Genomic DNA, 15,052 nt, shown 5'->3' with positions numbered 1-15,052 from the left:
ACTGCGGATCGGCGGCGGCATACAGCCAGAATTGCTGGTTGTTGATTCGAATCACCGTTTCGTCGAGCGCGATCTGATTCGGAGATTTACCGGATTCGGGCTGTAAATCGGCTTTCTGTACCCAATCGTGGATGGCTTTTCGACTGCGTTGGACACCCAGCGAGTCGAGTAATTCGACGGTATTCGACAGTGAGAGCCCCGCAACGTGCGATTGAATACCCAACGCCATCGCTGGCTCGGGTGTCCGCTCGCGCTCCACAAAATCCAAATCAATCCAGTCTCTACTACCGCTGAGGCGGGCGATTTCTGGCATAGACCACCAAGAAATTCTCCCGCCTCACTTTTTACGCTTAACTAAACACCGCCCTATGTACCAGGGAAACCTTTACATAGTCACTCTATCAACCATAGCTGCAATAGACCTAGAGTCGGTCGAAACGAAACAGTATGTTTAGTGATAGGACCGGACTCGTTCGTGGCTAGGGTCTCTCGTGTGTTGGACGGCTTCGTCGGTTTTACGTCCTCTCGTGGGCTCTCTCGCCGATACCCGAGAACTTCAGATGATTCGTCCTTGCCCGTCCTCTCGTCAATTTCATATCGCACACGGGGTGTGGGGGTGGTCTTTCTGACGAGCTCCGATTTTACTCGGGATCATCGAGGGTATTCTTTGCACTACCCGGTCCGAGACCACGTCTAGTGTCTTATTTTGTACACGAGGATGTCTCCATCGAGGTTGTCTGACTCGCCTCGGCACCGACAACTGTTCGACGGTCCAGCCAGTATTTCATATCGCACACGGGGGGTCCGAAAGACCAATTGATTTCGCCCGCGGTTACCACACTCTACCGGGACCCCTCTCTCAAATCGCTTCTATCGGCAGTATTCGGCTGATTTAACCTCGCACACGGTACCCATATTTATTTATAGTTTCGACCTAACTGCGACAGTATGGCTGACGGCGACGATCAACAATCCCTCTCACAATCTATCAAGGGCCGTCTCCAGGAGGGGGTTCAGAACTCTGTTTTTCGAGATAAGGGACTTCTCGATCCGGATGCCGTTATCGACGAGGACCGGATCGTTGGTCGTGATGACCAGCTGGACGATATCATCACCTACCTTCGACCAGCATTACAGGGAAATCGCCCACCCAATATGCTCCTCTACGGGCCGTCGGGAACCGGAAAGTCACTCATCATCAACGCTGTCTGTCAGCAGGTTCTCGAACTTGCGAACTCACAAGGGGACCGGTTTGGCGTCATCAAAATCAACTGCCAGACCATCAAATCTCACGACCGCGCTGTATATCGGCTCGTGAAGAATGCAGCCGAAGAGGCTGATGTCGACATCGGTGTCCCCGAAAGCGGGATTTCGACTGACCAGAAGCTTGATCGGTTCTACGAAATTCTGAGCAATAACTTCGACTCGGTCATCATCATCCTTGACGAGGTCGACCTCTTGGTTGGCCGGCAACGCGATCCGAACGACGAGCCGGCGTATTCGAAGTTGCTCTACCAACTGTCTCGAGCGTCACAGCTCGGTCGTATCGAGGGGCACGTATCCGTTGCAGCGCTCACGAACGATCCCCGGTTCATGGAGGATATCGACGGCCGGGCGGAGAGTTCGTTCAATCCCCAGGACATCGTCTTCCCAGACTATGATGCGAATCAATTACAGGCGATTCTCGAACGCCGTCGCGACGCGTACCAGGATGACGTCCTCGAGGACGGAATCATTCCGCTTAGTGCTGCATTCGCTGCCCAGGACCACGGTGACGCCAGAAAAGCGATTGATCTATTTCGGAAGGCTGGTGAGATTGCAGATCGCGACGGAGATGATACAGTTTGCGAAGAACACGTTCGCGACGCCCAGAAAGAGGCCGAACGCGACCGAACACTAACCCAGATGCAGGGTCTATCGACGCAAAAGAAGCTCTCACTCTACGCCACTGCGATTGTCCCCGTTCACTCTCAGCGTAATTTGAATGCTGTCCCCAGTACGGTTGCGTATCGTGTCTATCAGTATCTCACGGACTTGTTGGATGCCGATGAAAAATCTCGCGACTCCTACTTACGCTATATGAATGAAGCTGAGACCTACAACTTCGTCACATCGGAAAAACGCGGACGTGGCTATGGTAGTGGAGTCCACAAGGAGTATACCTTCGTCGACGATCCAGAGGTGGTCGCCGAAACCCTCCAGGCTGACATCAGACTCGAGCAAGCTGAACACGAAGAGAATCTCGTCAAATCTGTTGTCAATGCGCAGATAGACGATTTCTTCGAGGGGAACTAAGGCGAAGAGTTACCGACGCCGGTCCGGATTTCATTTCGCACACGGGGGGGGAGGGGTGGTTCCGCCGGGAATGTTATTAGGATAACTAGATATGTCTGACAATAGTACGCAAGATTTCATATCGCACACGGGGTGTCCCCGTCCTCGACTCATCACTCAATTCATCTCTCATACGGGGTCTTCCTTGAGGTGAGATCAAATTCACTTCGCACACGGGGGGTGCTGACTCCAGGCTGTCTTCGAATTCATTTCGCACACGGGGAGTGTAGCTCTCTGAGGCCATCAGTGAATACACTCTTGACGAGGGGTGTGGTGTGCTTGGAGCAAAAAGAACTGATACAAATAATCTATAATCTACTGTGAGTCCTTCTACCCGGCCTTTCTCCGCGGCTTTCACTCTTGATGAGGGGTGTCTATAACTTCCCGTAGGTACTCTCGATTTTCGAAAATACCCCTAAGTCCTCCTGTAATTCACTTCGCACACGGGGGGTTGATCTACATTCCGTCTTATCGTGGGCGCTGTCGTTAGTGTGGGATGGATGTCGTGGAGAAACGACGGAAACGTGGAGGGTGAGGTGCCCGCCATCGTGGCCACAGTCCTTCCACCGGCCTCCAGTTACGACGGAAACGTGGGGTGGGTAGCTTCACTCTTCGAGTCCATCCGGGTTGATTGGACCCATTCACACTGAGGGGTGTGTGGTGGGCAGGACCCATTCACACTCGGGGGGTGTCCTCTATAACGCTACTAACTGCCTGAAATAGCACCGGCCACGGTTTCGGCGCCGTCTATTCGTCGGGACTGACGGGGCCTTTATATTGGGAACGCACTTTTTCACCTTCTCGCCACTGCCAGTAGTAGTAGCGATTGTCGTTGATCTCCTTGATCGTGATCGTCGCTTTGGCCGGGACGTCATCCGGAAGATCGTCTGGTCGCTCTTCGACCTCTTCTTGATCTGCCGATTCCTCAAGACGGGCCTCTCGTTCCTGGTGCTCGGCGAGCGCTTCAGCGTACGTCGCAACGTCTCGAAGCTGCTCCGGGTCCGACTCGTTGAGCGTGTTGATGATCTCCGTCGGGAGGTTCGCCGGTGGGGTCGGGGGTTCGTAGGACATCGGCTACTCTCGTGTTAACCAACACGACCCACGAAACAATAGTTTTGTTGGTTAAGACGATGGTGGCGGTTCTCGCGACCGCTACCTGTAACACTACTCAAAACTTCTTTATATAGTAGTTTCGTACTATGTTACATCGTGCTCCGGCGCATCGAACTCGAGGTCCTCGCCACCGTCGACCTCGGCGACACGATCTCCGAACTCGCGACGAAGCTCGACCACAGCGAGAGCTACCTCTCCCGTGCCGTCGCCGACCTCGTCGAGAAGGGACTCGTGTACACGGAACGCGACGGCCGCCGAAAACGAGTCGTCCCGTCGGATGCTCGCGCCGTCGAACTCTATCGGGACCTCGTCCGCCAGCACTCTCACATCGAGTTCCCCGAGTTGCTGACCGGGAAGGCACTCGAGGTGCTGTACTACCTCGACCAGCCGCGAACTGTCTCCGAGATCGCCGACCGGAGCGACAACTACCGCAACACGGTCAACCGCGTCCTCAAGCGGTTTCGCGACCGAGGTCTCGTCGGGACAGCCGACGGCCGCTACGAGTTCAACGCCGATTTCGACCGCCTCCACGAGTTCGCCCGTGAACTCGCACACCATCTGCATCGCTACCGCCTCGAAGCCGTCGCCTCGAAGGGCACGATTCTCTGGGAAACCTACGACGAATTCCTCGCACAAGCCGAGACGGAGATCGACACCGAGGGGTTCCACGAAACCGGCCTCGCTCGATTTGCAGCCTTCGACCTCCAGTTCCTGCTCACTGACCATCGCTACTACCGCTACGCCGAGACTCTTGACGAGTTCTCGCCGGCGGAGCTCTGCTGTCACACACTGTTGATCGACGACGGCAGCCGCCACCGTTCGTACTGTCTCCTCCTGCTCAGCCACGTCGACATCGACGAGGCGGACCTCCGAGCGCAGGCGGCGAAGTATGGCCTCGAAGACGAGATTGACGCCTTGCTCTGTTACCTCGAGACGCACGGCGAGATCGACGACGACCGGCTCCCGGAGTGGGACGAGTTCCAAGAGCTGGCGGCTGACTACGAAGTGTGACTTTCCTGAGACTGCACTTCGTCACCCCAATCGTGTCGTCTGTTTGCGTCAGTTTGGCTCGTAGGGATTCGTCGTTGTTTCGAGCCGATAGACGTCCTCGACAGCGTCGAAGTCGTCATCGAACGCATACAGGTAACCGAGCCCCTCGGTTTGCATATATGCGACAATACAGGCATCGACGAAAGAAAGGGGTTCGTGTTGGCGAAAGAGGGCCTTTCCTGTCGCGAGGGCGTCGGTGGTGAGTGTGTCGATGTGGAAGCGGGCGTTTTCTTCGATGCGATCAAGGAGATCGACCGCTGCGTCGTGGCCAGCGTGGGTCGTGAGGCCGTTCAACGTCTCGGCGAGAACATAGTCGAGGACGACTGCCTCAGGGAGCGTTCCATTATCGATGCCGAGGAGCACTGGGAGTGCGGCGTCGTGTGAGTTATCTCGCTTGTATGCGGCTGCAAACAGGACCGATGTATCGATGAGTGCGCGGGGCATTTACTCGACGTCGACACCCCAGGCGTCGTGATCACTGGTCACATCGGTTGCGTCCTCACCAGCGTAGCCGTTGAAATCGGCGAACGTGCCCGTCTGCTGTTGGATGACCTGCACCCGGATACTCCCGTCATCTTCGAGATGCCAGCGGAGCTGATCACCGTCGTCGATATCGAGTTCACGTCGAATCCGGGCGGGGATGTTTGCTTGGTTTCCAGATACCTTGCTTTCAGCGTCGGTTCTGTCGCTGCTCATATCTCCGGGTAGGTGACCAGTCGTCAAAAATCTAGTGTGCCGCCACACTACTCAGTAGCATAAGACCGATTCCGACGAAGAGGACGGTGATTTACCCTGAAATCGTTGGGAGCCGACCGTCTGGTCAGGGCACACGGCCCCGTTTGGTTTCGTGATCGATGCGACGCGGATGTTTGCAGCCATCTTCAGGTGAGCGCTGCTGCCAGTCGGGACAGGTACACGACTCGTCGACGACGTCGACTTCATATCGATTACTGGACGCGGACTGGACCCCGTGGCGACCACCTTTCGAGAGGAGCTAGACGTCCATCGCTTCGTCGATGGCACGCTTCGTGCGTGGCTCAAGGTCATCCTGTGTCTGTGTGACATCGTCAACGACCAGCCGATCACGAACGTCGCCCGTTCGGCCACCGTCTGGAGCGAGCGCTTCCGCAGAGCTACTGAGCCGCTCGTGGAGCACTTCCTCCACCTGATGGCCCCTCCGCCACAGGTAGTGTACGCCACAGCGCTCGCGGTGGTCGTAGGAGCCGCACGCCGCTGCGCTCCCAGTCCAGACTCGTTAGGCACCCAGCGCAGCCATCACATCGACGATATCGCGTGGAACCGTCTGGTGGTTGTGCGGGAAGAACACCCGAAAGCGCGTACACGCCTCCTGGGGCGGGACAGTTTCCCACCAACCTTCGCTGGCGCTCCAGCTGTCGAACATCGCGTCGTTGCTGCCGTAGCCCACTGTGACGCCGTCGATCGAGACGTTGCCGGGACTCTGTTGGTGACTCACTGACAGTCACCTCTGAGATACGGCGTGAGCTTGTGTTTCGAGACATCCCGATGGGACGAGAGCCACCGTCGTCAACGACACGTGGCTCTCGTATGTGTCGACGCGGATATCACCATCAGCGCATCCGGTCTTGCTGTGGCCGGCGTACTTCCGGGCGAAGATGCCATCCGAATTGAGTGGTTCATAGGTTCGAAAGCTGTTGGGTAGACAGTCATTGACTCCTGTCTGCAACCGCTGACCAAGAGTCGAACCGTCATTTTGTCAGTGGCTTTCACTGGGTGAACGTACGTCTCTCCAGTGTCACGGTCGACGAGTATGAACACCGAGGGTTTGTCTTCGTGATATGTTTCACGTCCACGCGTAGACAAGCCGCCCTGTTCCGTTGTATCTGTCTCTTACCTATCTAGAATATTTTATACGCTACACCTATTGATGTCTACTATGATCTCCGCAGAGATGCCATAACTAACATAACATATTTTACTAATTTATTATCGGTAGGTAGATAGTTAGAATTGCAATATTATTAGGACTCTAATATCTACACGGGAGGGGAATCGGTAGTACAGTTTTGACCGAAACTGGCACCACGTTATATAATACTATAGTATTATATACAGTGAACTGTTCATATAACACACAAGTTTTATAGACATATAGTTGTCATAACTTGGTGATGAATCAGGCAACGAGTTCATCGATAGTATAGAAAATCCAATATAACGTAAGAAGCAGATCACCGGTGGGGAATCGGTGGACAAGCAAGCCACTCCAAGCAGAGACATCTATGTCAACACGAACACAGAACTCGACCGCATCGACCTCGGAATCAACACTCTACGGGCACGCAAAGCGCCGACTCGCAGACGCATGGCTCACGCCTGGCGTCAGAGAAACAACACAGTTGCTGCTGATCCTCACGCTGTTTGCTGGCTCTGCGATGGGCCAGACTGACGTTGGGAACATCTACTGTGACACGGCTGTCGAAGACGGCGTCAACGTCGTCTTTGGAGCACTGGCTGGTCTTGGACTCCCAGCAACGATGGTGTTCGTCGGTCGCAGTGGCCTGTCGTATATGCGAGCCTCCGGCAACCCGAACCAGCAAAACGAAGCCCGGCGGGACCTCATCCTCTCGCTTGTTGGCCTCGGCGTCGTTGTGCTGGCAATCGTGGCTCCAGAACTCATCACGAAGTTCGGGGACAACGTCGGCTTCGGCTTCTCGGACTGCGTGACCCCATTCTAAACGATGCCGGCACTCCGCTCACTGTTGCTGGTCGCGGCCCTTTGCTCGCTGCTCTCGACAGCCGCAGCTGCGGGGCCTGCGTCTGCTAGTAGCAACCCATCTCAGATTGAGCGGGGGACGGCAGACTCTCTTGGCGATGTGAGCCACGGTGGCGTGGGGGTACTCCAACAAAACGCCACTGCACCGAATGGCTCCAGCGGTGAGGGACAAGCGAACGACACTGACAACAACGAATCCAGCGTCCAAGACCCGGTAGACAACGGAACAGCAGCCAACGGAACCGGGGGCAACGAGTCCATCGAACAGGGACCAGCACCGAACCAGACGGACCTGAACAGGTCCGTCGAACTCGGCGCAAGGCAGAACCTCAGCGCGCAAGTCTCGTGCTACGAGAACGCCTCGAATCCACCAGCGAACGCGTCTATTGGAGACAACGCAACGGCCGGCGTCGTGCCTCCGAATAGGTCCTACAATCACAACCACACGTTCTTCCGTGCGCTGTGGTCTGGCGACCCGGACCACCCGAATCTTACACGGGCCGACCGGTCAGATGCCGAGAACGGCACGCTGGCCGTCCTGCCATCTTGCACGGGAGATATGCCCTCTCGTGCGCCCTCGAACACGACGCTGTGGAACCGGCCCGAACACGACTCGTTCCGGACTGGAATTGAGGACTCCTCGCGACCAGTCAACGTCACCGACACTCGATCTGGACTCTGGATGCGTGACGCCTATGTCGCGTTCTTCAGCATCGAGCCATCGACGGTCGTCCATCGACCATCGGGCACAAAACGGCTCGTCCGGCCCAACGGGACTGTTCGTGCCATCCACGACTACCGGGTATTCATCTCGGAGTTCTTCGAGGACGACTTCCGGGTCCTGAACACGTCGACGAACACGACGCTGTATGCCAACGGCACTGCGATGGACAACAGCACCGCTGCTCAGCCCCCCCTCAACTACACGAACATCTCTGGGACCACGGAACTCCAGTTGGTCACGACGATCTCGACGAATATCTCAGACATTGGCGATGACGAAATCGACGAGTACGAACTGACGGTCACGGACTCCCGCACGGTCCACGTCGAAAACCTATCCGAGCGGGAGATGGTCGTCGAACCCGGCGTCGTCCCGAACGGCAGAGGGGCCACGACCGACGACTATCGTATCGGGACTGTAATCCCCGGCAGCTGGCAGCGCGTCCAGTTTGACAGGGGATACGAAGTCCAGAGCAAGTGGCGGTTTTACACTCGCTCACCGCCCGGCTGGGAGAACTGGTCAGAGAATACGACGACGCCAGTGCGACCGCTCGAAACCCACGCTGTCCGGACTACAGAGGGCCCGGAAGTCACGGTCAACCGCGTCCAAAACGAGAGTTCCGACGGCTGGCAGTTCGTGCCGTCGCTCGAAGCGACGTATCCGGTGAACGCGACGGGGAACACGACCGCTAACGCGACCAACAGGACGACGCTCCCACCGGAGATTCGGATCAACCGTTCGGAGACGTTCACGACAGCAGATCGGTTCACGATTCGGAGTGCAGAATCGCTCCGGACAGAGAACTTCGAGATCCACGGACTCGTCCGTGGGAACAGCATCGAACAGCCAGCGGACTCGACGAACCCGACGCCGATCCGTGAGGTTAATATCACCTCCGAGGTGGTCAACTCGACTGACGACTCGACGGACCTGCTGGTCCGGGTCGAACCGACGGCTGGCTTCCCGATTGCAGCGGGGAACGTCACGGTCGCGACTGGACAGACTCGAGTTGAACGGTCGTTCTCTGGCGACGATGAGCTTACTGTGACCGTCGACCAGGGCGAAGTCTCGTCGGCGATAGTCACGTATCGTCCGAATCAGATCTGGTGGGAGCAAGGGCGTGCTGTCCCGGTGCGAGACACCCAAGAGCGGGTCGCATATGAACTCGATCTCCCGGACCTTGCGAATTTCATCGACCTTGCTGTAGTGACGCTCCTGACGTTGTTGCCGGCTGTGTTGGTGCTGTACGGCTACGACGTCTGGATGAGAGGCAACTTCGTTGGTTGGTATAATCCATGACACACAAGAATATACCACGAACCAGCAGTATCGACCGCAGAACAGTGCTTGGACTCCTGAGCGGGAGTCTTGCCGCACTTGCAGGATGCAGCGGCGGGCTGTCTGATAGCAGTGACGGCGGTGACGGAAGCGCCGGCCCGCCAGAAGAGCAGTCCGACTACATTGAAGAGACGTCGATTGAGATTGTCGAGAACGGCCGCCAGTTGGCTCTGGAAGTGGCTGTGACCGATGAGATCGAGCCGTCATCGGTCAGCATCATCACAGAGTCTGGGCGGGAGTTCGCCAGCGACTACTTCAGTCCCGGCGAGACCCGGACACGTCTCTCGCTAACAGAGGGAGAGGACTCGTACGAGCCGCTGCCACGGGGCCAGCACACACTCTACCTGCGTGGGGATGACGTCGAAACCAAACTCCCACTCGAACTAGACACTACCTTCGAACTTGAGGAAGTCGTCCCTGGGACCGAGCATGAAGAGGTTCGTGACGACAGCTTAGGGGTAGTTGTCCGGAATGTAGGCCAGCGAACCGGTGCGGCAACGCAGACAATCCTCAATGGAGAAAGAGACAGCGAACCATTTGAACCAATAGAACCTGGTGAAACCGGCATTGTCGAGTTTACTTTCCTCCTGAAAGATCGCGCACACTGTGTAAAAGTGGAAGAAACGACTGTAAGAGAGGAGAAATTGGCTGTTGGCTTCCTCTGGAGTGACCCGGTTACTATCACCCAATCTATCAAGTATACCGACAGGTTTGACTCCACCGGTAACGGGTGCAAACGAACTCTAGCTGGTGAGCCAGAAGAGGTCACCACAACTCCAACAAAGACGGAGACGGAGACGGAGGGGTAGCGATGCAGCCCGGGATTGGTGATGAAATCCTCGAAGAGATCACCGAGAGGCTGATTGGAGAGCTCTCATCGGCAATTACAGCCGGTATGAGTGGCTTCTTTGATCAACTCAGAACACAGATAGTCGAGTACTTAGATGGGTTCTTCAGAGCCATCATCGAACCGATGGTGCGGACGCCCGCTCCTGAAGGGCCGAATTCAGCAGCCCCTGTCGACATTGCATTTGAGTCTGCGAGCAATGCTCCGTGGGACTCGCTCATCTCAGGCATCTATTTCGATTCCATCGTTGGGTTAGCGGTCGGCATCCAGTTCTCGGTTCTGGCGATAATCGGACTCAGATATGGGTCGATGAACCCAGTCATTCGGAAGAAGCTTCTACGCCGACTCGGAGTTGCCTTTCTTTCGCTGTTCTTCTGGCTCCCAGTGGCCTCACTCGGGACTCAGTTCTTCGATGCTATCGGCAAGGTGATCTACCAAACCGGTCAGTCTGAAAAGGAGATTGCTGCACTAATCAGTTCAGCCGAGCAAATTGCGGATCTCAGCCTTGGCATATTCCTCGTACTCATCATTGTCGGACTGTACGTCTACCTCAAGGCGGCGTTCATCTTCATCACCAGATGGCTGCTGGTCTTCCTGATGACGCTGTCGATGCCGCTGGTCGCAACGTTCTGGGCGGTCGAGGTCTGGCCACTCAATCGCTTCTCGGGACTGGCAAAGCAGATCGCCGGCGCGTATCCCGGAGTCCTCGCTGCGGGCATCCCGCCTGCAATCCTGATCCGCATGAGCTTCGAAGCGACAAACTGGGGACTGGCATCTGAACTGTCGCTGTTCATCAGTCTCGTGACGCTGTACCTGGCGGCAAAGTCTCAGAAGGTCCTCATCCAGCGCAGTAGCCGCGTTGCGATTCAGGTCAGCGAGCAGGTCCTTGCCGGCAGCAAAAAGCCAGCAAAGATCGGCGCGGCGGCCACTGGCGCGGCGGCGACAGCCGGCGCTGGAGCGGTTGGTGGCCCCGGTGCAGCAATGGCGACGGGTGGCACGATTCGAGCCGCCTCAAGCGCTGCAAAAGGACGTGTTGGCAGTGCTGCCACGGGAGCCCAGATGGTCCATCGTCAGATGGCAGCCAACCCTGCCGGGATGAACCGCAATTATGGGAAGAGCGGTTCCAACGGTTCTGGAGGCGGTAACGGCGGTGGCGGCGGTTCCGCCCCACCTCCTGCCGGCAGCAGTGGCTCCGGCGGCTCCGGTGGAGGTAACAGCGGTGGTGGCGGTTCCGCTCCGTCTCCTGCCGGCAGTAGCGGTTCCGGTGGTTCTAGCGGCTCCAGCGGTTCCAGTAGCTCCGGTAGCTCCAGTGGGACCTCCCCTGGAAGTGCGCTCAACAGCAGGTTCACTAACGGGAGTTCGTCCGGCGGCTCTGGAAACGACGATACCCCGGTCAGTGAGCGTCAGACGAAAATGGAGCGCCAGACGCAGATCAACTCTGGCGATACCAGAGTCTACGAGTCTGAGACAGACCCGCCGTTCTCGGATGGGGAACCCGACGAAAACGGGACCGATACCGACTCCGATGACTCCGAGTCGTATGACTCGCTCAAGGATGTGTTTGCAACTGATGCTGACAAACTAGGGCCGGATGCATACCGCGACGGCCTGCCGCCTCGGGGGGATGACGACTAATGGCTGATAACGAAGAGTACAACACGAACATCATCCACGAATCCCTCGGAGATACGACCAACTTCTGGGGAGACTACACGCTCGGAGAGCTCATCTTGTTCCTCATCCCGCCGTTTGGCTTCCTCGTCGCGATGGGGATGCCGTTCGTCCCAGCGGCGCTGTTCTTCCCCACGCTGGCCCTCACAGCGGTCGTTGAAGTCTTCCTCTACATCCTCCACAAAGTCCGTCCAGACCACTATCGGCTGACTGAGTGGCTGCGCGTCAAACTGTTCTGGCTCGTCAAAAAGCGCCAGTACACGCACGGCCAAGGCAATCAAGACACCCGGCAGGTCACACGACTGGAGCGGATCATGCCCCACGGCATCGAGCGCGTCGACGGAGCGTATGTCGGCGCGGTCGAGGTCGAGCCCGCCAATATGTCGCTGCAGGACGACGAGAAATGGGACAAGGCGGTCAAGTCACTCACACGCCTGTCTGAGTCGCTGACTGGGCGAGCGAAACTCCACGTCACGACAGCGGAAGTCGACAACGAATCCCACATCCAGACACATATCGACCGGCTCGAAGATCCCGATGCGGAGAGCCACCCGATCTTCCGGGGAGTCCTGTTGGAGTTCGTCAACCGCTACACCGACGACAGCGGCAACGTTGAGACCGAGACTGAACTCCAGCGCAAGTACTATATCATCGTCTGGGTCACTGACGGCGACATCCATGATCTCCAGATGGCCGATGACTCCATCGCTGACTATCTGGCCGGGATACCCGTCCTCGGGCGACTGTTCGGTCGGTTCGACAGTGACACTCTCACTGACGCCGAGCGAGAGGAGTTCAAGGCCAAGAAACTCCACGACCGGCTTGAGACTGTCGACAGGGCAGTCAACAATATGTACCGGTGCCGTAGCCGGTCGGTCAGCCCGCACGAGCTGGCAAACCTGACCGAAGACTACTGGGCCTGTGAAACGCGGTCCGAGCGAGAGTACGAAGAGGCTGCCTCCGTCTCCCCGGTAACATACTCCGCTCGGGAACTCATCAAGCACGGTGAGGGAGCAGCAGCCCACGACGCCGCAGAGGGCATGGAGACCGACGATGTCGGTGGGACCGACTACGAGGTCGACGAGACTGACTTTGTTTCCCAACTCCACCGGCCCGGAGAGAACCACCGGTCGCTGGTTGCGCCGACGGATATCGAGTGGGACGCCGACCACGCCCTCATCGACCAAGAGACGTACACGCGCTGTTTCTGGATCGAGACGTATCCAGAGCATCCGACCAGCGGGATGTTAGAGCAACTGCTGCTGGATACGGACCTTGCCGTCGACGTCTCAATCCACATCGACCCCTACGACTCTGACGCAGCCGTGTCGGTCATGAAAGAGTGGATTTCGTCGCTGAAGATGCTGCAAAACGATAAAGGGGAGCTGGAAGCGGAAGATATCGAACAGGAAGTCAACCAGGCGAAGTACATCCGGCAGATGGTCCGGCGGAATCACACGTCGCTGTTCCGTGTCGGCGCGTTCATCCGTCTGACCGCGGAGACCGAGGAAGACCTCCGGAAGCAAACGAACCGGCTTGAAACGCTGCTGCGGGACTCGCCGTCGAACTGCGGCGTCAAGCGAACGACCCGCCGACAGGAAGCCGGACTGGTGACTGTCTCGCCGATCGGGGCCAACGAACTCGGGCAGAATCGGCTCTCCTCGATGACTGGGGAAGCGCTGGGTTCGCTGTTCCCGTTCTCGTCGAACTACCTCCGGATGGACGACGGAATCGAGTACGGGCTACACGGCCACAACGATTCATCGCTGTTGATCGACCCGTGGGATCTCGAAACCGGCCACTCGGAGCTAGTTACCGGGATGCCCGGCGGCGGCAAAACACACGGCACGCAGGCTCGGGCGATGCGGATGCTGAAAAAGCGGTCGGATGTCAAGCAGATCTACATCGACCCGGTTGGGGATATGCACGGCAGCGCGCAGATGCTGGATGCAAAGACGATCACAATCAGCGGTGAGACGCCGCTAAACCCGTGTGAGATGCATCCGACGCCGCCCCATGTCCTCGAACAGTCTCCGGACATGCAGCCTGTCTCCGCAAAGAAAGACGAAGTGTACGGTGTCATCGAGAACTTCCTGCAATCGCGGGATGTCGATCTGGAGATGCACAGCGGGCTGATCACATTCCTGATCGACAAGATATTCACTGAATCCGATATCGACCCGGACGACCCGTCGACACATACGCCGGCGAACTCGCCCGACCTGAGTGACTTCCTTGAGGTTGTCGACCGCCTCCAGGAAGACCCGGGAATGTTCCCCGGCGCGACAACCGAATCTTCCCAGCAGAAAATCCAGCAGTACGCGAACGAACTCTCGATTGCGTTGCATCCATTCCGGCCGGGGAGTACGTTCGGCAATCTCTCGAAAGAGTCGGACCTGCGGTTGATCGATGACAGCAGCAAGGCTGTGTATCTGGACCTCCAGCAGGTCGAAGGCTCGGGTAGTGGCCTCGGCAAGCAGTCATTCATCATGCAGTTGCTTCTGAGCACGTTGTACCAGCAGGCCAAGAACATGACCCAGAAGGTCGAGATCATCATTGACGAAGCCCACTACCTGTTCAACGACGACGCGAACTTGGAGTCGTTGAACCAGATTGCCCGCCACCAGCGTCACGCTGGGCTGCGACTGGTGATGCTGTCCCAGACACTCTCGGAGTTCGAGGATAAGGGCGCAGCTGAGGAAATCGCGGGGATGTGTCCGATCAAGGTGCATCATCGTGAGCCAGAACTGGGCGATGAGACTGCGACAAGTGCCGGACTCACCAGCGAACAGCAGTCCTACATCCAGCACGCCGAAGCTGGAAAGGAGTCACTGGGCGACGGTCAGGGGTACTCGCAAGCGCTGGTCCGCGTCGACGAGCACGGCGACTACCCGCTGACGATCAAGACGTCGTGGGAGGAAAAGCAGATTATCGACCTCGACGCCGACGCAGAGGACGCGTTTGACGATGTTGTCGCCGAGGTTGACCCCCACGTTGCTGAGTTCGAAGAGTTCGTCCACTCCAAGGCAGTCCAGCAGGAGCTAACAGATCACGGATTGTCCCCGGAGAAGGCTGAGCGCGTTCTGGACGGACTGGACGAAGACGAGTTGGTGGATGCTGTGTCTGTGGCACTTGACCGGGCACAGCCGGATGCAGTTGTGGCTGACGGTGGTATCGAGGTAGAGACTGATTCGGAGTTCGATAACACGGAGTGATTCAC

10 protein-coding genes and 3 pseudogenes are annotated in these 15,052 nt (G+C 57.3%); 7 read left to right on the top strand and 6 right to left on the bottom strand.

All coding sequences use genetic code 11. From position 1 onward, the window contains the following. Window positions 1-313, bottom strand: a pseudogene (locus AMS69_RS12295) (IS6 family transposase); the annotation flags it as partial. Between the two features lie 635 nt (window positions 314-948). On the opposite strand from AMS69_RS12295, the gene AMS69_RS12290 reads away from it, so the two are divergent. Continuing rightward, window positions 949-2,295: an orc1/cdc6 family replication initiation protein gene (locus AMS69_RS12290; RefSeq protein WP_053968341.1), complete on the top strand. Its 1,347-nt coding sequence runs from the start codon at window positions 949-951 to the stop codon at window positions 2,293-2,295. A gap of 786 nt (window positions 2,296-3,081) precedes the next feature. Here the strand turns inward: AMS69_RS12290 and AMS69_RS12285 are convergent. After that, complete coding sequence (locus AMS69_RS12285) at window positions 3,082-3,405, bottom strand: hypothetical protein (protein WP_053968340.1); 324 nt, start codon at window positions 3,403-3,405, stop codon at window positions 3,082-3,084. A gap of 138 nt (window positions 3,406-3,543) precedes the next feature. Between AMS69_RS12285 and AMS69_RS12280 the strand changes: the two genes are divergently transcribed. Then, window positions 3,544-4,458: a helix-turn-helix transcriptional regulator gene (locus AMS69_RS12280; protein WP_053968339.1), complete on the top strand. Its 915-nt coding sequence runs from the start codon at window positions 3,544-3,546 to the stop codon at window positions 4,456-4,458. A gap of 48 nt (window positions 4,459-4,506) precedes the next feature. Here AMS69_RS12280 and AMS69_RS12275 read toward each other — a convergent pair whose 3' ends face one another. The 4 genes and pseudogenes from AMS69_RS12275 to AMS69_RS20880 all read right to left on the bottom strand — a co-directional run. Continuing rightward, window positions 4,507-4,941: a PIN domain-containing protein gene (locus AMS69_RS12275; protein WP_053968338.1), complete on the bottom strand. Its 435-nt coding sequence runs from the start codon at window positions 4,939-4,941 to the stop codon at window positions 4,507-4,509. Further along, window positions 4,942-5,193 carry an AbrB/MazE/SpoVT family DNA-binding domain-containing protein gene (locus tag AMS69_RS12270; protein ID WP_053968337.1) on the bottom strand — a complete coding sequence of 84 codons (252 nt, stop codon included), beginning with the start codon at window positions 5,191-5,193 and terminating at the stop codon, window positions 4,942-4,944. Window positions 5,194-5,317: 124 nt separating this feature from the next. Next, window positions 5,318-5,938 (bottom strand): annotated as a pseudogene (locus AMS69_RS21215) (hypothetical protein); the annotation flags it as partial. A gap of 44 nt (window positions 5,939-5,982) precedes the next feature. Then, window positions 5,983-6,342 (bottom strand): annotated as a pseudogene (locus tag AMS69_RS20880) (transposase); the annotation flags it as partial. 416 nt (window positions 6,343-6,758) lie between these two features. On the opposite strand from AMS69_RS20880, the gene AMS69_RS12260 reads away from it, so the two are divergent. From AMS69_RS12260 to AMS69_RS12240, 5 genes are read left to right on the top strand one after another with little or no spacing between them, the layout of a single operon-like run. Next, window positions 6,759-7,214 (top strand): pilin, encoded by a 456-nt coding sequence (locus tag AMS69_RS12260; protein ID WP_053968336.1) that lies wholly within the window; start codon window positions 6,759-6,761, stop codon window positions 7,212-7,214. Between the two features lie 3 nt (window positions 7,215-7,217). After that, window positions 7,218-9,275 (top strand): hypothetical protein, encoded by a 2,058-nt coding sequence (locus tag AMS69_RS12255; RefSeq protein WP_053968335.1) that lies wholly within the window; start codon window positions 7,218-7,220, stop codon window positions 9,273-9,275. Further along, window positions 9,272-10,123: a hypothetical protein gene (locus AMS69_RS12250; RefSeq protein WP_053968334.1), complete on the top strand. Its 852-nt coding sequence runs from the start codon at window positions 9,272-9,274 to the stop codon at window positions 10,121-10,123. Before AMS69_RS12255 ends, AMS69_RS12250 begins: the two co-directional genes overlap by 4 nt. A gap of 2 nt (window positions 10,124-10,125) precedes the next feature. Continuing rightward, complete coding sequence (locus AMS69_RS12245; RefSeq protein ID WP_053968333.1) at window positions 10,126-11,796, top strand: hypothetical protein; 1,671 nt, start codon at window positions 10,126-10,128, stop codon at window positions 11,794-11,796. After that, window positions 11,796-15,047, top strand: a complete 3,252-nt coding sequence (locus tag AMS69_RS12240; protein ID WP_053968332.1) for a VirB4 family type IV secretion system protein — start codon at window positions 11,796-11,798, stop codon at window positions 15,045-15,047. Before AMS69_RS12245 ends, AMS69_RS12240 begins: the two co-directional genes overlap by 1 nt. Window positions 15,048-15,052: the final 5 nt, after the last annotated feature.

The sequence above is a fragment of the Haloarcula rubripromontorii genome (assembly GCF_001280425.1).
In the GTDB taxonomy this organism is placed as follows: domain Archaea; phylum Halobacteriota; class Halobacteria; order Halobacteriales; family Haloarculaceae; genus Haloarcula; species Haloarcula rubripromontorii.
This window is presented reverse-complemented; position numbering and strand designations above follow the sequence as displayed.